The sequence below is a fragment of the Allobosea sp. BK604 genome, from assembly GCF_004341515.1.
GTDB lineage: Bacteria > Pseudomonadota > Alphaproteobacteria > Rhizobiales > Beijerinckiaceae > Allobosea.
The window spans coordinates 187,988-207,401 of the sequence record NZ_SLZF01000007.1; the positions used below are offsets into that span (position 1 = coordinate 187,988).

Annotated in this window: 20 protein-coding genes and 1 riboswitch; of the genes, 5 read left to right on the forward strand and 15 right to left on the reverse strand. The window is 69.9% G+C overall.

What is annotated here, in order from left to right:
* Window positions 1-31: 31 nt before the first annotated feature.
* Genes bluB through cbiE form a run of 5 tightly spaced genes read right to left on the reverse strand, consistent with a single transcriptional unit; the run spans window position 32 to window position 4,329 of the window.
* On the reverse strand, window positions 32-673 hold the full coding sequence (gene bluB / locus EV560_RS22065; protein ID WP_131857970.1) for a 5,6-dimethylbenzimidazole synthase: 642 nt from the start codon (window positions 671-673) through the stop codon (window positions 32-34).
* Window positions 670-1,992, reverse strand: a complete 1,323-nt coding sequence (locus tag EV560_RS22070) for a cobyrinate a,c-diamide synthase (RefSeq protein ID WP_131857971.1) — start codon at window positions 1,990-1,992, stop codon at window positions 670-672. The genes bluB and EV560_RS22070 overlap by 4 nt, the downstream gene beginning before the upstream one ends.
* Window positions 1,989-2,753 carry a precorrin-4 C(11)-methyltransferase gene (gene cobM, locus EV560_RS22075; protein ID WP_131857972.1) on the reverse strand — a complete coding sequence of 255 codons (765 nt, stop codon included), beginning with the start codon at window positions 2,751-2,753 and terminating at the stop codon, window positions 1,989-1,991. The genes EV560_RS22070 and cobM overlap by 4 nt, the downstream gene beginning before the upstream one ends.
* On the reverse strand, window positions 2,750-3,163 hold the full coding sequence (locus EV560_RS22080) for a cobalamin biosynthesis protein (RefSeq protein WP_131857973.1): 414 nt from the start codon (window positions 3,161-3,163) through the stop codon (window positions 2,750-2,752). Before EV560_RS22080 ends, cobM begins: the two co-directional genes overlap by 4 nt.
* Window positions 3,142-4,329, reverse strand: a complete 1,188-nt coding sequence (gene cbiE / locus EV560_RS22085; RefSeq protein ID WP_348982257.1) for a precorrin-6y C5,15-methyltransferase (decarboxylating) subunit CbiE — start codon at window positions 4,327-4,329, stop codon at window positions 3,142-3,144. The genes EV560_RS22080 and cbiE overlap by 22 nt, the downstream gene beginning before the upstream one ends.
* 70 nt (window positions 4,330-4,399) lie before the next feature.
* On the opposite strand from cbiE, the gene EV560_RS22090 reads away from it, so the two are divergent.
* Window positions 4,400-5,164, forward strand: coding sequence for a cobalt-precorrin-6A reductase (locus tag EV560_RS22090; protein WP_131857975.1), 765 nt, complete (start codon window positions 4,400-4,402; stop codon window positions 5,162-5,164).
* On the opposite strand, the gene cobJ is transcribed toward EV560_RS22090, so the two are convergent.
* The 9 genes from cobJ to EV560_RS22135 are packed head-to-tail and all read right to left on the reverse strand — an operon-like array spanning window position 5,107 to window position 14,611.
* Window positions 5,107-5,958 (reverse strand): precorrin-3B C(17)-methyltransferase, encoded by an 852-nt coding sequence (cobJ, locus tag EV560_RS22095; protein ID WP_131857976.1) that lies wholly within the window; start codon window positions 5,956-5,958, stop codon window positions 5,107-5,109. The genes EV560_RS22090 and cobJ overlap by 58 nt on opposite strands.
* The gene (locus tag EV560_RS22100; RefSeq protein ID WP_131857977.1) at window positions 5,955-6,722 is read right to left on the reverse strand and encodes a precorrin-2 C(20)-methyltransferase; all 768 of its coding nucleotides are present in this window, start codon (window positions 6,720-6,722) and stop codon (window positions 5,955-5,957) included. The genes cobJ and EV560_RS22100 overlap by 4 nt, the downstream gene beginning before the upstream one ends.
* Complete coding sequence (locus EV560_RS22105) at window positions 6,719-7,351, reverse strand: precorrin-8X methylmutase (RefSeq protein WP_131857978.1); 633 nt, start codon at window positions 7,349-7,351, stop codon at window positions 6,719-6,721. The genes EV560_RS22100 and EV560_RS22105 overlap by 4 nt, the downstream gene beginning before the upstream one ends.
* Window positions 7,348-8,643: a precorrin-3B synthase gene (gene cobG, locus EV560_RS22110; RefSeq protein WP_131857979.1), complete on the reverse strand. Its 1,296-nt coding sequence runs from the start codon at window positions 8,641-8,643 to the stop codon at window positions 7,348-7,350. Before cobG ends, EV560_RS22105 begins: the two co-directional genes overlap by 4 nt.
* Window positions 8,640-12,197, reverse strand: a complete 3,558-nt coding sequence (gene cobN / locus EV560_RS22115) for a cobaltochelatase subunit CobN (protein WP_131857980.1) — start codon at window positions 12,195-12,197, stop codon at window positions 8,640-8,642. Before cobN ends, cobG begins: the two co-directional genes overlap by 4 nt.
* A gap of 6 nt (window positions 12,198-12,203) precedes the next feature.
* Complete coding sequence (cobW, locus tag EV560_RS22120) at window positions 12,204-13,250, reverse strand: cobalamin biosynthesis protein CobW (RefSeq protein WP_131857981.1); 1,047 nt, start codon at window positions 13,248-13,250, stop codon at window positions 12,204-12,206.
* Between the two features lie 3 nt (window positions 13,251-13,253).
* On the reverse strand, window positions 13,254-13,646 hold the full coding sequence (locus EV560_RS22125; RefSeq protein ID WP_131857982.1) for a DUF1636 family protein: 393 nt from the start codon (window positions 13,644-13,646) through the stop codon (window positions 13,254-13,256).
* A gap of 29 nt (window positions 13,647-13,675) precedes the next feature.
* Window positions 13,676-14,419: a CbtA family protein gene (locus tag EV560_RS22130; RefSeq protein ID WP_131857983.1), complete on the reverse strand. Its 744-nt coding sequence runs from the start codon at window positions 14,417-14,419 to the stop codon at window positions 13,676-13,678.
* Between the two features lie 12 nt (window positions 14,420-14,431).
* On the reverse strand, window positions 14,432-14,611 hold the full coding sequence (locus tag EV560_RS22135; protein ID WP_131857984.1) for a CbtB domain-containing protein: 180 nt from the start codon (window positions 14,609-14,611) through the stop codon (window positions 14,432-14,434).
* Window positions 14,612-14,647: 36 nt separating this feature from the next.
* A riboswitch (cobalamin riboswitch) is annotated at window positions 14,648-14,829 on the reverse strand.
* A gap of 180 nt (window positions 14,830-15,009) precedes the next feature.
* Here EV560_RS22135 and cobU point away from each other — a divergent pair.
* Window positions 15,010-15,528 (forward strand): bifunctional adenosylcobinamide kinase/adenosylcobinamide-phosphate guanylyltransferase, encoded by a 519-nt coding sequence (gene cobU / locus EV560_RS22140; protein WP_131857985.1) that lies wholly within the window; start codon window positions 15,010-15,012, stop codon window positions 15,526-15,528.
* 7 nt (window positions 15,529-15,535) lie between these two features.
* Entirely contained in the window at window positions 15,536-16,147 is a 612-nt protein-coding gene (gene cobO / locus EV560_RS22145; protein ID WP_131857986.1) for a cob(I)yrinic acid a,c-diamide adenosyltransferase, read from the forward strand.
* Here cobO and cbiB read toward each other — a convergent pair.
* A complete protein-coding gene (gene cbiB, locus EV560_RS22150) occupies window positions 16,144-17,130 on the reverse strand; it encodes an adenosylcobinamide-phosphate synthase CbiB (RefSeq protein WP_131857987.1) in 987 nt (328 codons plus the stop codon). The two genes, cobO and cbiB, sit on opposite strands and share 4 nt — an antisense overlap.
* Here cbiB and cobD point away from each other — a divergent pair.
* Both cobD and EV560_RS22160 read left to right on the forward strand, forming a co-directional pair.
* Window positions 17,129-18,163, forward strand: coding sequence for a threonine-phosphate decarboxylase CobD (gene cobD, locus EV560_RS22155; RefSeq protein WP_131857988.1), 1,035 nt, complete (start codon window positions 17,129-17,131; stop codon window positions 18,161-18,163). The genes cbiB and cobD overlap by 2 nt on opposite strands.
* 79 nt (window positions 18,164-18,242) lie before the next feature.
* On the forward strand, window positions 18,243-19,214 hold the full coding sequence (locus EV560_RS22160) for a D-2-hydroxyacid dehydrogenase (RefSeq protein ID WP_131857989.1): 972 nt from the start codon (window positions 18,243-18,245) through the stop codon (window positions 19,212-19,214).
* The last annotated feature ends 200 nt before the right edge of the window (window positions 19,215-19,414 follow it).

Genomic DNA, 19,414 nt, shown 5'->3' on the forward strand with positions numbered 1-19,414 from the left:
CGACCATCTCCATAGGAGAGGCGCCTCGCGCTTAGCCATCTGGGGTGGGAGTTTCACGCCCCCGCCCGACCTCCCAGCCATGCCGAATAAGCTCCGGATCGGCATGTTCCTCCTGCGGGTAGCCGACACAGAGCCAGGCAATCAGCTTCCAGTCCGGCGGCGTATCCAGCGCGGCACTCACCGCCTCCGGCTCCAGGATCGACACCCAGCCGACGCCGATGCCGCGCGCCCGCGCCGCCAGCCAGAACTGCGTGATCGCCGTGACGACCGAATAATCCAGCATCTCCGGCATGGTGCGCCGGCCGAGCCCATGGCCCTGGCCGGTGCCATGGTCGCAGAACACGGCGAACTGCTCCGGCGCATCGCGCAGCCCCTCGAGCTTGAGCCGCGCGTAGAGCGCCGCCTGCTCGCCCTGGTAATCGTCGAGCGCTTCCGCATTGCAGCGCGCAAAGCTCTCGCGCACGGCCTGACGCCGCGCCTCGTCACGGACGCGTATCCAGCGCCAGGGCTGCGAATGGCCGACCGAGGGCGAGAATTCGGTGAGCGCCAGCAGATGCGCGATCGACTCCTCCGGCAACGGCTCCGGCCGGAAACGGCGCACATCGCGCCGCCAGGCGATCAGCTCGTCGAGCTTGCCTGCGAACGCCTCGTCGAAGATGGGCGGCGTGCTCATGCCGGCACGCTGGCGATGGCGTGGAAGAACGAGCCGGTGACGTTCCCGCGGCGGCCGCCGGCGGGCGCGGGAGCCGAGCCATGCGGATCGGTCACCATGGCGAAGGGGGCATCCTCGCCCTGCGAGACGGTGGTGGCGTAGTGGAATTCATGGCCGGTCAACGCCCGCCCGGCCGGGCCGAGTGGCCCATCCGCTTCCAGGACGGCGCGACGGTAGCCCAGGTTCATCCTGCGCTTGGCGAAGGAGGTCTCGACCGAGAGCAGCCCGGCCATCGCATGCGAGATGCCGTCGGCATCGATCAGGCCCTTGCCCAAAACCATGTAGCCGCCGCATTCGCCATGGACCCGCCGCGTCTCGGCGAAGCCGCGCAGGCCGGAGAGGAAGCGGCTCGCAGCCGCCAGTCTTGCCGCGTGCAGCTCCGGATAGCCGCCGGGCAGCCAGCAGGCGTCGCAATCCCCGGGGGGCGCCTCGTCCGCGAGCGGCGAAAACGGCACCAGCGCCGCGCCGGCCGCGCGCCAACCGGCCTCGACATGCGGATAGACGAAGCTGAAGGCGGCATCGCGCGCGATGGCGATGCGCCGGCCGGGGGCGGGCAGGGCAGGCGCGGCAGGTGTCTCGATCGGCAGCACTGTTGCCCCAGCCACTGCGACCACCGCGTCCAGATCGACCGCCGCCGATACCGCTTCCGCCAGCGCATCGAGCCTTGCGTGCAGGCCTTCCGTCTCGCCGGCCTGCACGAGGCCGAGATGGCGCTCAGGCAGGATCAGGCTCGCCTCGCGCGGCAGCGCGCCAAGCACCGGCAGGCCGATCCGTTCCATGCCGGCGCAGGCGAGGCGGCGATGGCGCTCGCTCGCGACCTTGTTGAGGATGACGCCGGCGACCCTGATGCGCTCGTCATAGCGGATGCAGCCGAGCGCCACGGCGCCGGCCGATTGCGCCTGTCCGGAGACGTCGACGACAAGCAGGACCGGCCAGCCGAACATGGCTGCGATATCGGCGCTCGCGCCAGTGTGACCTTCCGGGCCGGGCACTGCGTCGAACAGGCCCATCGAGCCTTCGGCGATGACGATGTCGGCTTCATCAGACGCGTCCCGTGCGATCTGCCCGAGCAGGGCCTCCGGCATCGCGTAGGAATCGAGATTGGCGCTCGGCGCAGCCGTGGCGGCGGCGTGGAAGGCCGGGTCGATATAATCCGGCCCGCATTTCAGCCCGCGCACGGTGAGCCCGCGCTTGACCAGCGCCCGCTGCAAGCCGAGCGTGATCGTGGTCTTGCCCGAGCCGGAGCGCGGCGCGGCGATCAGCAGCCCGCGCGCGCTCATAGCCCGCCGCCCGGCCGGAAGCGCCGATCATAGCCCGTCGAGTAAAGTGCGCTTTCGCCGAAATCCTCCGAGCCCAGGGCAGGACCGACCAGGATCAGCGCGGTGCGCTCGACGCCGGATTGCTGAACCAGCGTCGCGATGCTCGCGAGCGTCCCGCGCAGCACGCGCTCATCCGGCCAGGAGGCGCGGAAGACGATCGCGACCGGGCAATCGGCGCCGTAGAATGGTGTCAGCTCGGCCACCACCTGTCCGACCACATGGATCGAGAGATGGATCGCCAGCGTCGTGCCGGTGGCGGCAAAGGTGGCGAGCCTTTCCTTCTCCGGCATCGAGGAGGCCCGGCCCGATGTGCGGGTCAGCACCAGCGATTGCGCCACGCCGGGCAAGGTCAGCTCACGCTTCAGCGCCGCGGCCGCGGCGGCGAAGGCAGGCACGCCGGGCGTCACCGAATAGGGGATGCCGAGCGCATCGAGCCGGCGCATCTGCTCAGCCGTTGCGCTCCAGATCGAGAGATCGCCGGAATGCAGCCGCGCCACGTCTCGCCCGGCCGCATGGGCAACCTGGATTTCCACGATGATCGCATCGAGATCGAGCGGGGCGGTGTCGACGATGCGCGCGCCCGGCGGGCACCAGTCGAGCATCGCCTTCGGGATCAGCGATCCCGCATAGAGACAGACCGGGCAGGCGGCGATCAGGTCGCGCCCGCGCAAGGTGATCAGGTCGGCGGCGCCGGGGCCGGCGCCGATGAAATGGACGGTCATGGTGCGTCGGGCTCCGCGCTTCTGGCCAGAGCGCAGGTGACGCGCGCTGTCGCGACGCGTGGCTGGATGAGCTCGCCTCCCGGTCCGGCTGCGGCAAGCGCTGCCGCTTCCGCGACGGAGCCGACGCCGTAGAGCGAGGCGATCCTTGTCGAGCGCGTGGCGCAGGCGGCCTCGAAGCCTTTCAGCGCCTCGTCGGGAATGGCGACGAGCTCGGCTTGGCGCGAGCGCGCTGCCGAGACGATGCCCGGCTCTTCGAACCGGCTGGCGAGCGTCGCGAGGCGCAAGCGCCCCTCGGCCGGCAGACCAGCCGCAGCCAGAGCATCATCCAGGCAGGCGAGGATATCGGCCTCGCTTGTGCCCGGGCGCAAGCCGATGCCGGCGACGAGCGTCACCGCTTCACCGCGCGCCATTGCGTCACCGGCATGGCCGAACGCCAGCCATGCATCCCGCCGACCGCGTCGAGATGGCTGATGCCGATACGCCTGAGTGAGCCGCCATGCTCGGCATAGAGCGCTGCCAGACGCGCTTCGCCCTCGATCGTCACGACATTGGCGACGAGCCGCCCACCCGGCTTCAGCGCCGCCCAGGCCGCCTCGAACACGCCGGGATCGGTGATGCCGCCGCCGATGAAGACGGCATCTGGGCTCGCTTTACCGGTAAGTATGTCCGGCGCTGTGCCCATGACGATCTCGACCGCGAGTGCCCCCAGGCTCATGCGGTTGCGGCCGATGCGCTCGGCGCGCTCCGGCTTCCGCTCGAAGGCGATCGTCCGATTTCCCGGATTGCGCAGGCACCATTCGAGCCCGACCGAGCCGGAGCCGGCGCCGATATCCCAGAGCAACTCGCCGGCTCGGGGCTTCAGCGCGCTCAGCGTGATCGCGCGGATTTCCGACTTGGTGATCTGGCCGTCATGCTCGAACCAGTCCTCCTCGAGACCCGTCGCGAGTGGCAGCACGCGCGCCTCCGGCCCGGCGACGAGATCGAGGGCGATCAGGTTTAGCGGGTCGACCGTGCCGAAATCGAATGTATCGGCGGTGCATTCGCGGATCTGCTCGCGCGGCCCGCCCATCGCCTCCATCACGACCATGCGGGACGAGCCGAAGCCGCGCGCCTTCATCACCTCGGACAGGCGTTGCGGTGTCGTGCCGTCCCAGGCCAGCGCCAGCACGCGTCGGCCCGGCTGCAGGAACGGGATGATGCGCTGGAGCGCCCTGCCGTGGAGCGAGACCCGGCCGCATTCCTCCTGCGGCCAGCGCAGCCGGTTGCAGGCGAGCGCGAAGCAGGAGAGCTGCGGAAAGATCTCCATTTCCTCGGCCGGGATCGCCTTCGCGAGGCCGGCGCCGATGCCGTAATGGAACGGATCGCCGGTCGCGACCACGCAGACCTTGCGGCCGCGTTGGCTCAGGATCATCGGCAGCGCGTTGCGGAAGGGCTGCGGCCATTCCGCCGCCTCGCCCGGCACCGCGCCGATCAGCGCGATATGGCGCGCCCCGCCATAGACCAGCTCCGCCCCGTCCAGCGCCGCCGCAGCCTGCGGCGAAAGTCCGGCCCTGCCATCCTCGCCGAGCCCGACCAAAGAAAGCCACGGTTCAACCGAAACTTGGGCGGTTCTCGACAGTTCATCGATTTCAGGCGACAAGAATACCATGACGGTTCTGATCCTAGGCGGTACTAGCGAAGCTGCCGCGCTTGATCAGCTTCTGGCTGAACAGGCGCCGGATATTCGCGCGCTCATTTCTCTTGCCGGACATACGGTCGATCCGAGGCCGTTGAACCTGCCCGTGCGCACGGGCGGTTTCGGCGGCATCGACGGCCTCAGGCGCTATCTGGTCGAGCAGGGCATTGTGGCCGTGGTCGACGCCACCCACCCCTTCGCCGCCATCATGCCCTTCCATGCCGAGGCGGCCTGCAAGGCCGAAGGCGTGCCGCTCCTGGCGATTCGCCGCGGTTCCTGGAAACCGCAGAACGGCGACCGCTGGAAGTCGGTTCCGGACATCCAGGCGGCAGTCGGGGCGCTCGGCACGGAGCCGCGCCGCGTCTTCCTGACGATCGGCCGGCTCGAGCTGCCGGCCTTCGCCGATGCGCCGCAGCATCGCTACCTCGTTCGCGCCATCGAGCCGATCGGCGACCGCCTGCCGCTGCACGGCGTCACCGTCATCCAGCAGCGCGGCCCGTTCGACACCGATGACGAGGAAGACCTGATGCGCCGCGAAGGCGTCGAGGTGCTCGTCAGCAAGAATTCCGGCGGTTCGGCGACGGCGGGCAAGCTCGTGGCGGCGCGCCGGCTCGGCCTTCCCGTCATCATGGTCGAGCGGCCGCCGAAGCCCGATGTCGAATATGTCGACCATATCGATCAGGTCCTGCCCTGGCTGGTCGCCCAGGGGCTCTTCGTCACCGAGCGCGGCGTATAGACGATCGGGCGCTGGCCCGGTCGCTCGATCAGCCGCGTCGACGACGCGCCGATCATCACCAGCGTCGCCATGTCGGCGGTTTCGGCCGCCGCGACCGCCTCGCTCATCGCCAGCACGCGCAGGGCCTCGTCGCGCCGCCCGACGGCGCGGGCGAAGATGACGGGCGTCTCGGGTGGACGATGCCGGGCCGCGAGCTCGAGCGCCGCGCCCAGCTGCCAGGGCCGCGCCTTCGAGATCGGGTTGTAGAGAGAGATCACGAAATCGGCCGCGAGCGCAGCCTCCAGCCGGGCCGTGATCACCTCCCAGGGCTTCAGGTTGTCGGAGAGCGAGATCGCGCAGAAATCGCCGCCGAGCGGCGCGCCGGCCTTGGCGGCCGCCGCCAGCATTGCGGTGATGCCGGGCTCGACCGTGATCGGCAGCGCAAGCCAGGTCGGCTCGCCCGCCTCCAACGCCTCGAACACAGCCGCAGCCATGGCGAAGACGCCGGGATCGCCGCCCGAGACGACTGCGACCTTGCCGCCCCGCGCCGCGAGCCCGAGCGCATGGCGGGCACGATCGAGTTCGACGCGGTTGTCGGAGCCGTGCTTGACGCAATCCGGTCGGTCCGGAATGCGATCGAGATAGGGGCCGTAGCCGACGAGGTCGCTCGCGCTCGCGAGGGCGTGCTGCGCCGCTGGCGTCAGCCAATGCGCTTCACCCGGGCCGAGCCCGACGACGGTCAGCGATCCCAGCCCGGCGCTCAGCCGGGTCGGGCCGGCATCGGGCAGGTCGAAATAGATCGGGCGCTCGCTCATAGCCGCCGCCCCTCGCCGGGCACCAGCACCATCGAGAAATAGGGCGCGGTGTCGTCGGGCTTGTCGGCGAGCCGCGTCACCATCTGTCCGGCCATGGTGGCGCGCTCGACATAGATAGCGCGGCCGATCAGCCCGGCGGCCTCGAGTGCGCGCCGCACCTTCGGCAGGTTGCGGCCGAGCTTCATGATCACGGCGGCGTCGGTGTCCTTCAGCCGGCGCGTCAGCTCGGCCTCGGCGAGCGTGCCGGGCAGCACGGTCATGACGTCGTCGCCCCAGGTGATCGGCGCCTCGGCGCGAACCCAGGCTCCCGCCATGCCGGTGACGCCGGGCACGACCTCGGTCGGGAAGCGATGCGCCAGGCGGCGCCAGAGATGCATGAAGGAGCCGTAGAAGAACGGATCGCCGTCGCAGAGCACGGCGACGGTGTGTCCCGCCGCCATCTCGCCGGCAAGCTGCTCGGCGGCTTCGTCATAGAACGCGGCGATCGGCCCGTCATAGGCCTCCTCGCCGACCTTGGCCTCGGTCGTGACCGGGAAGGCGAGCACGATCTCGCGCTCCGGGTCAGGCGCGATCACTGCGTCGGCCGTGGCGCGGGCATTGCCGCGGCTACCCTTCTTGCAGAAATGCACCAGCCTGTCGGCGCTCGCGATGATGTCGCGTGCCCTGACCGTCATGTAGTCGGGGTCGCCAGGGCCGAGCCCGACGCCGAACAGCAGGATTCCCGAGCGATCCGAGCTCACCTGATCATTCTTTCTCTCGCTCATTCTTTTTCTTGGGCCAGCGCATTGACGGCTGCGGCCGCCATGGCCGAGCCGCCGCGCCTGCCATGCACCACGAGGAAGGGCACGCGCCCGTCCCGCGCCAGCGCGTCCTTCGATTCCGCCGCGCCGACGAAGCCGACGGGGATGCCGATCACGGCGGCCGGCTTCGGCGCGCCGGCATCGAGCATTTCCAGCAGCCGGAACAGCGAGGTCGGCGCGTTGCCGATGACGACGAGCGCACCGGCAAGCCGGGGGCGCCACAACTCCATCGCGGCGGCCGAGCGGGTCAGCCCCATCTCCTTCGCGAGCGCCGGCACCTGCGGGTCGTCGAGCGTGCAGAGCACGGCATTGTCCACCGGCAGGCGCGAACGCGTGACGCCATTCGCAACCATTTTGGCATCGCAGAGGATCGGCGCGCCGGCCTTCAGCGCCGCCTCGGCAGCTGCCGCGAAATCCTCGGACATCGCGACGTCATCCGGCAGGTCGGTCATGCCGCAGGCATGGATCATGCGGACGACGACGCGCGAGGCCGCGCCGGAAAAGCGCGAGAGATCGGCCTCGGCCCGGATGATGGCGAAGGAGCGCTCATAGATCGCCGCGCCGTCGCGGATATAGTCGTAACGCTCGCTCAAACCTTTGGTCCTGAAGCCCGGCCCGATGTCAGGCGGGTGTGAAAATCCTGTCCCGGCTGCAGACGCTGCACAATCTGCGAAAGGTCAAGCCGCCCGGCCGGCTTGTCCCGTGTCGTGCCGCTGAAAACCGCGTCGTAATGACCCTCATGGCCGACTAGGGTGAGATCGGCCGGGCCGGGATTGGCGCAGGATTTCACGCAGCCGGAGACGTGGAGCTTGAGGCCCGCGGCGAGCAGCGGCGCCGCAGCTTCGGCCAGGGTGGCGGCATCGCGGCTGGCCCGCGTCTCGCCGCGCAGGCAGGCCGGCGCGCCGGCGCAGGCCTGTACCGAGAGGCGCGGATCCGTGTTTTGGGTGATCAGGCCGAGTTCGTCCGCGAGGCCGACGAGAGCCTGCGCTTGAATCCAGTCGAGGTCGACGAAGGCAAGGCCGCGCCAGGGCGAGAAGCGGATTGTCGTGCTGCCGCGCGCTTCGGCGGCTGCGCCGAGTTGCGCCAGCGTCGCCGCATCGGAACGGCCGAATGGCAGGCCGATCAGGACCGCGAAACAGGACGGGCCGAGGCTCGGAACTCCCGCGCGCTTCGGCGCAGGGCGTCGCGCCGGGGGCTGGGTTTCCGCGAGACCGCACTTGGCGATCATCCCGCTAAGCCCGGCCTCCGGCAGATCGCGCATGCGGCGGACCGCCGCGAAGGTGGGAAGTCCGGCTGCGAAGCCATGCAGCAACGATGCGACGATGTCGGGAACAGCGGCAGGGGCGGCCGGTCCCAGCCAGCGGCCACGCGGCGTGCCGATCGCGACTTTGCCGGAACCGATCGCGACGACCCGCAGATCGGCTGCGACATGATCGAGCGAAAGCGTCCCGCCGCCATCGACGACGATGCAGGTCTTGGCCGGGAGGCCGGGGATCGACCGGCTGCTGGCTTCGATGGCAGCCGCCAGCGCCGCGGCATCGATCAGGTCGCTCGGATCGTGTCCGGCGAGCGGTGAAGTCAACGTCAGGCGCTGCGGGCCGTCACCTTCGGCTTCGTCGACCAGCCCTTCGCTCAGAAGCGCTTCGACCAGCGCCGGATGCGTTTCCGCGGTCACGCCGCGGAGCTGGAGATTGCCGCGCGCGGAAATCTCGACGAGGCCGTTACCGTGCTCCTGCGCCAACTCCGCGATCCGCCCGAGCTGGCGCGGCGAGAGCGCGTTGCCCGGCGGGTGCAGCCGTACCAGCCAGCCATCGCCGGTCTCCATCGGCCGGAGCGTGCTCGGACACCAGCCGCGGCGGAGTGCCTCCTTCGGCAGAGCGCTCATTCCGCCGCCTCCCGCCCCTGCAGGAAAGCCGCGACCGAGTTGCGCCGGCTCGTCCAGAAGCCGCGTCGCTCGGCCTCCGCGAGGCGGGAGCGGATCGAGGCGGCGGCCGGGGCATTGGCGGCTTCGAGCGCGGTCCACACGGTCGGATCGGCGCAATAGGCCTGGAATACGGCATCGAACAGGGCCTGCGGCACGGCATCGGTGCTGGCGGCATAGACGAAGAGCGTGTCGACCGTCTCGGCCAGTTCGGCCGCGCCGCGCCAGCCATGCTTGAGCTGCCCCTCGATCCAGCGGGGATGGCAGATGCGGCCATGGACGATGCGCGAGATGTCCTCGGCGAGCGCGCGCGCTTTCGGCATCTCCGGCTTCGAGCTGTCGAGGCTGTAGAGCGCCGCCTGCGAGCCGAGGCTTTCAGCGGCTGCCGCGAAGCCGCCGATCACGTCGGCGGCGCTGGACGCTTCGAGGATGTCGCGGCCGGGTGTGTCGCTGACATGGACGAAGGCGTCGGCTTCGGAAATCCGCTGCGCGAAGCCGGCATCGGCCTGCGCCGTTCCCTCCGGCCCGCCATAGGCGTGGCTGCTGGCGGCCAGATACGCCTCCGCGAGATCGGCGCGACCTGCCCACTCCCCGTCGAGCGCGCGATCGGCCATGGCTGCGCCGTAGCGGCCGGGCGCAGCGCCGAAGATGCGGGCACCGGCTTCGCCGCGGCGACGTGCGGCGGATGGCTCGTTCCATTCGTCCGGCTCGTCGAGCGCCGCGACAGCGCGGGCGGCGGCATCGAGCAGGGCGATCTGGCCTGGAAACGTATCGCGGAAGGCGCCGGAGATGCGGACCGTCACGTCGGCACGGGGCTGGACGAGTTTTGGCTGCGGGATGATCGCGAAGCCGGTCACCCGCGTCGAGCCATGGTCCCAGAGCGGCTCGACGCCCATCAGCGCCAGCGCATGCGCGATATCCTCGCCGCCCGAGCGCAGCGTCGGCGAGGCCCAGAGATCCATGACGACGCGGCGGGGGTAATCGCCGTGATCCTGGAGATGGCGCTCGACCACCGCCTTCGCCGCCAGCGCGCCGAGCCTTGCCGCCGAGCGGGTCGGGATCGCGCGCGGGTCGAGCGTCGAGAGATTGCGGCCGGTCGGCAGCACATCGGCCTGCCCGCGATGTGGCGAGCCGGCCGGGCCGGGCGGGATGAAGCGGCCGTCGAGGGCACGCAGCAGGTTCCGGCGCTCGCTTTGCGAGGAGGCGGGATCGTGCCCGGCCTGCCCGAAGACGTGCAGCCCGTCGCGGAAGGGCAGCTCGGCGATGTCGCAGAGATGCGCGTCGAGCGCGGTCAGGGCGCTTGCCATGTCGAGCTCGGGCGCGACGCCGCAGGCCTGAGCCAGCCCGCTCGCCTCGGCCCGTTCGCGAATCTCGCGCGCGACCAGCTCGGCCCGACGCGGATCGAGCACCTGCGCCTGCGAGAATTCCTCGACGAGATCACGTAGCAGGCCAACCTCACCGGCCGCCTCCGCCTGCATGATCTGCGGCGGCAGATGGCCGAGCGTCACGGCCGAGAGGCGGCGCTTGGCCGGAGCGGCCTCGCCGGGATCGTCGACCACATAGGGATAGATCACCGGCAGGCTGCCGATGGCGAGCCGCGGCCAGCAGGCTGCCGAGAGCGCCACCGCCTTGCCCGGCAGCCACTCGGTCGTGCCATGCGTGCCGAGATGGATCAGCGCATCGATCCCGGCGATCTCGCGCAGGCCGAGATAGAAGGCGAGATAGGCGTGGCCGGGCGGGCAATCGGGATCGTGATAGCGCGCCTTGCGGTCGGGCGATGCGTCGCGCGGCGGCTGGAGCGCAATGGTCAGCTCGCCGGCGGTGACGGCGCGGAAGTGGAACGCATGCCCGTCGCAGGCGGGGTCGGCTTCGGGCGCGCCATGGCTGGCGATGAGGGTGTCGCGGGCGGCTTGCGGGATCGTGCCGAGCCAGGCGCGGTAGGTCGCGAGCGGGGTGGCGAAGGTGGCTGGGCCGCCGGTCAGGGCCTGCATCAGCTTCGAGCCCTCATCCTGCGTCTCGAAGGGCGGTTCAGGGCGCGCCGACTCGGCTTCCTGCCTCGTCATTGCGAGCGTTGCGAAGCAATCCAGATTCGTAGAGCTCGACGGCCCCTGGATTGCTTCGCTCCGCTCGCAATGACGGCCGACATCGTAGCCCGCCTCGGCCAGCAGCTCGCGGATCGCCGCGACGCTCGCCGGCGTGTCGAGCCCGACGGCGAAGCCGGCCCGGCCGCCGCGCGCCGGGTAGTCGGACATGACGAGCGCCAGCCGGCGCTCGGCGGCGGGCTTGCGCGCCAGCGCGATCCAGCTCGTGGCGAGATCGGCCAATGCCGCGACGCCCTCCGCATCCGGTACGAGCCGGCGAATGGTCAAGCCGGTCGCTGCATCGCTTTCCTCCGCCTTGAACGCGACGGGGATCGCGCCCAACCGTCCGTCGAACTCCGGCAGCGCCACCTGCATCGCGAGATCGACGCCGGAAAGCCCGCGCGGCGAGGCTTCCCAGGCCTCGCGCGGACTGCCGACCGGCACCGCCTGCAGGATCGGACAATCGGCGGCGTCGAGGACGAAGCCGGCGCCGTCGCGGGACGAGAAGGCGGTCGTGGTAACGATCGCGGCCGGTTTGCGGACGGAGATCAGGGCCGTGAGCTCGGCTGTGACGATCGGGTCCTTCAGGCTGGTCAGCGCGAGGACGAGCGGGGCAAGGCCACGTGCGGCGAGCGCGTCCGCGATGGCCGCGCCGAGGGCCGTGTCGCCGGCGCTGACCGCGGAGCGATAGACGAAGACAGGGACGAGCGAGCGAGCTGTGGGGAGGGCCGCAAGGGCGTCCTGCCAGGATCGGGGCCCGCCCTCGGTGCCAAGCGCGAAGAGTGGGGGCAGATGGACGGGGTGCAAGCGTTGACCGGAAGCGTCGCGCGACCCCTCATCCGTCCCGGCTCCGCCGGGCCACCTTCTCCCGCAAGGGGAGAAGGGCGAAGCGGCCGACGTGGTCCTCTTCTCCCCTTGGGGGAGAAGGTGCCGGCAGGTGGATGAGGGGTCGCGCGACGCTTCCAGGTAATCGTGGATCAGTGCCAGCAACCGCCTCATATTCTCCGCGCCGCCCCCGGCGAGGAAATAGCCCAGCAGCGTCTCGGCGAATTCCGGCGCAACCGTCCCATATTCCGCCAGCCGCGCATCCGTCCGGTCGTCGCCGGGCAGCACGGCGAGCGCCACGCCCTCGCGGCGGCATGCCTGCGCCAGCTGCTCGATGCCATAGCGCCAGTAATCGAGCCCGCCCAGGCAGCGCACCAGCACGAAACGGCTGCGCGCGGCGGTCTTCTCGACCAGCAGGTCGACCGAGAGCGGGTGCTTCAGCCACCGCAGCGAGGCGAGGCGCAGGCTCAGCCCGCCGGCGCCAGCCGCCGCCAGCGCCGAGAGATCGCTGTCCGAGAACGAGAGCACCAGCACATCCCCCGGCGGCAGGGCGAGATCGACGGCGTCTTCGCCGTCGTCGAGCCTGATCTCGCTGGAGGGGAGGAGGTGCATGCCGGATCAGTCCGCGAGCGCGGCCTCTACGGCGGCGCGATCGAAGCCCTTCAGGCCGATCACCACCAGGCGCGCGTCGCGCTTCTCCTCCGCGCCCCAGGCCCGGTCGTAATGATGCCCGACGCGCCGGCCGACGCCCTGCACGACGAGCCGCATCGGCTTGCCGGGAATGCCGGCAAAGCCCTTCAGCCGCAGCACGCCCTCGGCCTCGGCCGCCCTGGCGACGCGCGCCGTCAGCTCCTCCGGCGTCGCGACATCAGGCAGCGGCAGCGAGATCGAGTCGAAATCGTCGTGGTCGTGATCCTCGCCCTCGCCATGATGCGAAGGACGCGCGGCGAGATCGCTCTCGGCGGCAGCGCCGAGGCCGACGATCAGCGCCGGCTCGACCTTGCCATGCGCGGTCTCGACGATCTTGATCGCCTTGGGCAGGTGCTCGGCGATCTCGGCCTTGACCCGCTCGCGGCCGGCGGCGTCGACGAGGTCGCTCTTGTTGAGCAGGATCAGGTCGGCGCAGAGGATCTGGTCCTCGAAGACCTCCTCCAGCGGGTTGTCGTGATCGACCGAGGCGTCCTCGGCACGCAGCGTGGCGAGCGCCTCGGGATCATCCGCGAACTGGCCTTCGGCCACCGCCGGGCCGTCGACCACGGCGATGACGCCGTCGACTGTGACGCGCGCGCGGATCGCCGGCCAGTTGAAGGCCGAGACCAGCGGCTTCGGCAGGGCGAGGCCGGAGGTCTCGATCAGGATGTGCTCGGGCGGGTTCGGCCGGTTCAGCAGCTTTTCCAGCGCCGGCACGAAATCATCGGCGACGGTGCAGCAGATGCAGCCGTTGGGCAGCTCGACGATGTCCTCGGCCGTGCAGCCGGAGATGCCGCAGCCCGCGATAAAGGAGCCGTCGAAGCCGAGATCGCCGAACTCGTTGACGAGCACGGCGAGGCGCTTGCCCTCGGCATTCTCCAGAAGGTGGCGGACGAGCGTGGTCTTTCCGGCGCCGAGGAAGCCGGTGATGATCGTGCAGGGCACCTTGCCCAATGACGGGGTGGGAGCGTTCATGGCTTATCCTTGCTGTGGCGCGGCCGGCAGGGGTGGCACGCGCGCGACCACGCCCTTGCGGAACGAGGCCGGTCTGTCCTTCCAGGCGACGATGCCGTTCGTGCTCGCGGCGTAATGCGTCGCGGCGCTGACGATCTCGTCGGGGTGAGTGGCGCTGTCGAGATCGCCGATCAGGTAGGTCCATTTGCCACCTGCCGCGAAGGCGACGGTGCAGGGCCGGTTGCAGACGGCGAGGCAATCGACGGGCTCGACCGGGATTGTGCTGCCTGCCGATGCGATGCGCTGGCGCAAGGCCTCTGCGAGCTCGGGTCCCGGCTTGTCAAAGCCCTCGGGGAGGTCGGCCCGCGGGCGCTGGCAGGCGACGCAGACGAAGATCGTGAGGTCGCCCTCCGACATGTCCGGTTCCTTAGCGTTCGGCCTGAAACTCAGGCCGTAGCGGGTGCAGCGGCTGCGCGGCGGCTCATCCAGGGCCAGAGCACGCCGACCGCGAAGCCGGTGACCAGCCAGAGCGCGGCCTGGATGCCAAGCGAGAGTGCGGTGAAATGCGCCGCGATCTCGGCCGGGACCTTGCTCTCGGGAGCGGCCGGATGCGGCGCGCCGATGACATGCGGAGCGAGTATCGCCAGCACGGCGAGCGCCCGCAGCCAGGGCGCTTCCATGCGCAGGAAGACGAAGAGCCCGCCCGCCGTGACGAGCGCGGTGGCGATCCACCAGATTTGCCGGTGCACCAGTTCGGCCGCGGCGCTGCCGGGTAGTTCCGGCGCCAGCCCCGCCGCGGGCACGAGCCCAAAGGCGAGGAAGCCGCAGGCGGCCCAGGCCAGCGCGGTGCGATCGTCGATCCGGTCGCCGGCCGCAATCATGCCGCCGAGCAGCAGCGCGGCGAAGCCGATCGCGGTCGCGATGGTGACGAGCGTGGTGAGGGCGGTGCGCTGGAACCCGTCTTCCGGCTTCCATTCAGGATGCTCGCCGCCCTCATGGCCGCTATGGGCGAGGACAACCTTCGCATCGCCGGAGAAGGCCGCCTGCTGCGCCTCGAGCGCACGCATGGCTGTCTCGAAGGTCTCTGCCTTGAGAATCAGCGGGGTGGTGGTGACGTGCTGGAGTGCGCCGATCAACAGCCCAGCCAGAAGCCCGGCCAGAAGACTGACCGTGAGAACACGATTGACCATGATGCTTTTCCCTCAGTGGCAGGGAAAGGCGAGGGTGTGGCGCGTGTCGTGAGCGGCGTTGTGGACGCTGGTCGAGTGGGCGAAACCGACCGTGAAGACCAGCACCGAGCCGAGCACGAGTGCCGCGGCAGCGGCCTTCACCCGTTCGGAAACGCTGGCCTGGCTCGAAATCGAAGCCGTATTCGTGTTCATCGTCGTCTCCTTGGCCACCCCACCGGCGGCCGATTGGATTGCAGCACTAGGACGGCAGGTCTCCTGGCTCGCGGGTCCCAATCTCGTGCCGCCTTCCCGGTGTCACCCAGTGGCCGATGGCGCGAAACTCGCCGCTTACAGTTGCGGGGGCAGCCGCGGTATCGCACCGCGTTCCCTTTTCACCTCGTTGCCGAGGCACCGTCGGGATGATCATTAGCCATCTGTGTGGCGCTGTGCAATGCAGTGCGCCGTCATTGCGAGCACCCGGGTCTTGCCTTCGGCAAGCCCGGGTACAGGCTCCGTGAAGCAATCCAAGGGGGCTTGGCGCCCGGTCCACCTGGATTGCTTCGTCGCTGGGCTCCTCGCAATGACGCATTTTCGCTTTAAAGGCCCCTGTCGTGGCGACGATTCTTCCTGCTCTTACCCTCGTTCTCGGCGGCGCCCGCTCGGGCAAGAGCCGGCATGCCGAGGCGCTGATCGAGGCCCTGCCGCCGCCCTGGACCTATGTCGCGACGGCGCAGGCCTATGACGAGGAGATGGAGGCGCGGATTTCCGAGCACCGCGCCCGGCGCTCGGACAACTGGATGACTGTCGATGCGCCGCTCGCCTTGCCTGAGGCGATTCGCGGGGTCCCGGCTGGCCGGGCGGTTCTCGTGGATTGCCTGACGCTCTGGCTGACCAACCTGATCCTGGCCGAGCGCGACATCGTGGCCGCGAGTGCGGACCTGATCGCGGCCTGCGCGGTGGCCTCAGGCCCGATCGTGCTGGTCTCGAACGAGGTCGGGCTCGGCATCGTGCCGGAGAATGCGCTCGCCAGACGCTTCCGTGACGAGGCCGGACGGCTGCATCAGCAGCTTGCGGCAAAGGCCGACCGCGTGATCCTCATGGTCGCCGGGCTGCCGATGCAGGTGAAGTGAGGACATCATGACGATCGACGCCGACGAGGTCGCCCGCCACAAGGCCAAGATGGCAAAGCGCAAGGCGGTGCAGGATGCAGAGGTCGCTGGCAAGAGCATCGAAAAGGGTCTGCTCATCGTCAATACCGGGCCGGGCAAGGGCAAGTCGACGGCAGCCTTCGGCCTGATCCTGCGGGCGCTCGGCTATGGCTGGCGCATCGGCGTCGTGCAGTTCATCAAGGGCGCCTGGTCGACCGGCGAGCGCAAGGCGCTGGAGGCGTTTGGCGACCAGGTCGTCTGGCACAGCATGGGCGAGGGTTTCACCTGGGAGACGCAGGACAAGGCCCGCGACATCGCCGCCGCCGAGCGCGCCTTCGCCAAGGCGCGGGAGCTGATGGCCGATCCGGAGATCCGCCTGCTGGTGCTGGACGAGCTGAACATCGCCCTGCGTTACGACTACCTTCCGCTGGCCGAGGTGGTCGAGGTGCTCAGGAGCCGACGTCCCGACCTGCACATCGTCGTCACCGGCCGCAACGCCAAGCCGGAACTGATCGAGGCGGCGGATCTCGTTACCGAGATGACGCTGGTGAAGCATCATTTCGCGGCGGGCGTGAAGGCGCAGGAGGGGATTGAGTTTTAGGCGAAGAAGGTGAGTACGATGGCGGTACCGGCCGCGGCCATCCCCCACAGCAGCGCGCACGCCTTTCGATAAAGCCGCAGCGCGCGCCTGATATCCGCTGCGTTGGCTTCGGCCCGGCCATCCCCCATCCAGCCATCCTCGACGCGGACAGCGCCATAGATGCGTGGCCCGGCGAGCCTCAAGCCTAGCGCCCCCGCCATGGCAGCCTCCGGCCAGCCGGCATTGGGCGAGCGGTGATGGCCGGCATCGCGCTTGACCGCACGCCAGGCCTCGGCAGGGCTCGCATCGCGCTCGAGCGCGGCGGCCCCGATCAGCAGCAGCGCTGTCAGTCTTGAGGCCGGAAGGTTCACCAGATCGTCGAGCCGCGCCGCCGCCCACCCGAAGGCGAGATGGCGCGGCGTCTTGTGGCCGATCATGGAATCTGCGGTGTTCACCGCCTTGTAGAGCGCCGCGCCCGGCAGCCCGCCAATTCCGAGCCAGAAGGCCGGGGCGGTGATGCCGTCCGAAAAATTCTCGGCCAGGCTCTCGATCGCGGCCCGCGCCACCCCGGCTTCGTCGAGGCTCTCGGGGTTGCGGCCGACGATCATCGAGACCGCCTTGCGGCCCTCGGCCAGTCCGCCGATCTCGAGCCCCTCGGCGACGCGCGCGACATGCTGATGCAGGCTGCGCTGCGCCAGCAGGCTGGAGGCGATGAGCGCCAGCGGTAGCAGGCCGAATGGGCCAAGCGCCCGGCAAAACGCGGTCAGGGCGAGGGAGGTGGCAAGCGTGATTGCCAGCAGCACGAGCAGCGCCAGAACGCCGGCAAGCCTGCGCTGTGCAAACGAATCGCCGTCCCGGTTCAGCCCGCGGTCGAGCCGTGCGATCAGCGCGCCGATCCAGGTGACGGGATGGCCGATCCGTGCGTACAAGCCCTGCGGATAGCCGCAGGCCGCCTCGATCACGAGCGCGGCGAGGAGGAGCGGCAGGGTTTCGGACGGGCTCATGCGGGCGGAGAAGGCTTTGGTTGAGGGCGAGGTCTGGCATGGCGGCGATCTGGCGACAGCGAAGGCGCTGTTCCCGGAGGCGCCCGAGCCCTGGATCGATCTCTCGACCGGGATCAATCCCATCCCGTATCCGGTTCCGGCGCTGCCGTTAAGCCTGTGGCAGCGCCTGCCGGGCAAGGCGGAGGAGGCGGCGCTGCTCGAAGCGGCCCGCAAGGCCTACCGCGTGGCTGCTGGGGCGGGCCTCGTCGCGGCGCCGGGCACGCAGATCCTGATCGAGGCGCTGCCGCGCATTGCCGGCGAAGGGCCGGTCGCGGTGCTCGGCCCGACCTACGCCGAGCACGCCCTGTCCTGGCGCAAGGCCGGTGCATCGGTGCGGGAGATCGCGACTCCGGACGACGCCGGCGACGCGCCTGTGGTCGTGCTGGTCAATCCGAACAATCCCGACGGCCGCGTCATCGGCCGCGAGGCGCTCGCCTCGCTCGCGCGCCGGCTTGCCGAACGCGGCGGCCTGCTGATCATCGACGAGGCCTTCGTCGACTTCACGCCACGGGACAGCCTCATCCCCGAGCTGCCGCCTTCGACCCTTGTGCTGCGCTCCTTCGGCAAGACCTATGGGCTCGCCGGCTTGAGACTGGGTTTCGCCGTCGCCGAGCCGCGTCTGACCGATGCCCTGCGCACGGCGCTCGGGCCGTGGTCGGTGGCCGGACCGGCCTTGCATGTCGGCGCGCTCGCGCTGGCGGATCGAGCCTGGCTCGACGCTGCCGCCCGAGCGCGCGCGGCCGATGCCATCAGGCTCGACACTCTGCTCGCGCCACACGGCCGGATCGTCGGCGGCACCGCGCTCTACCGGCTGCTCGCCACGCCGGACGCGTCCGCGCTCTTCGCCCATCTTGGCCGCAACGGCATCTATGCCCGCCGGTTCCAGAACGATGCGAGCTGGTTGCGCTTCGGCCTGCCGGGCGATGAGCCGGCCTGGGTGAGACTTGGCGAGGCTCTGGCCTCGTTCGTGCCGGCGCGCCATGGCGCCGCGTAGCGGCCGCATGCGCCGAACGCGGAGACGAGCCGGATTTCCACCGATAAGCTTGCGACCAACGACAATCAGGGGATGACGAATGCAGCCTTTGCCTGACGAGCGCGATCTGACGATCGGCTTCGCCCATGCCGCCTATCAGCTCGAAGCCGAGTTCGCGACGCGCGGGCGGGCGGCGAAGACCTTCGAAGTCCGCTCGCTCGACGAGTTCAAGACTCGTGCCCCCGAGGCGGATGTGATCGTCGTCTCCGGCCTCTGGCGCAACGAGCTGATCGCGGCCTGTCCCAAGCTGCGCTTCGTCCAGTCGATCAGCGCCGGCACCGACCAGTTCGACAAGCCGGCCTTCGCGAGCGCCGGCCTGCGTCTCGCCAGCGCCCAGGGCGGCAATGAGCGCGCCGTCGCCGAGCACGCCATGGCGCTGATCCTCGGCCTCACCCGCCAGATCCATCTCTGCCGCGACAACCAGAGCGCCAAGTTCTGGCGGCCCATGATCGGCGATCGCGGCAAGCGCGAGGACGAACTCGGCGGCAAGACGCTGGTCATCGTCGGGCTCGGCCGCATCGGGCTGAGGCTCGCCGCGCTCGCCTCGGCCTTCGGCATTCGCGTCGTCGGCGTGCGCCGCCAGCCGCGCAAGGAGCCGAATGTCGACGTCGTCGTCACGCCCGATCACCTGCACGAGGTTCTGGCCGAGGCCGATCTGGTGGCGCTGACCTGCCCTCTGACGCCGGAGACCGAAGGGCTGATCGGCAAGGCCGCGCTCGCCGCGATGAAGCCGGGGTCCTTCCTGATCAACGTCGCGCGGGGAAAGGTCGTCGATGAGCAGGCGTTGTTCGGGGCGCTGACCTCGGGGCGAGTGGCCGGCGCCGGACTCGACTGCTTCCACGACGAGCCGCTGCCAGCCGACTCGCCTTTCTGGGCGCTGCCGAACCTCATCGTCACCCCGCATAGCGCCGGCGAGACCCGCGCCTACGAGACCAATGTCGTCGACATCCTCCTCGACAATCTCGGCCGGCTTTCGCGCGGCGAGACGGCTCTGCGCAATCAGATCGTGTGAGCAGACCAAATCTGCCCGCCGGAAGTTGCCGAAAGGTCACGTGGATGACATTCCGACGGGCTGCGAACGGCCGTCAATTGGCGAACCAGTGACCTTGCGGCATCATATTCGGTGGACTGGGGAACGGGTCGGTTTGGCGTGTTGATTCGCCGCCGGGGTGAGGTTCGTGCCTTGCCTGTCGTGTCGGGTGCTGGTCCGCA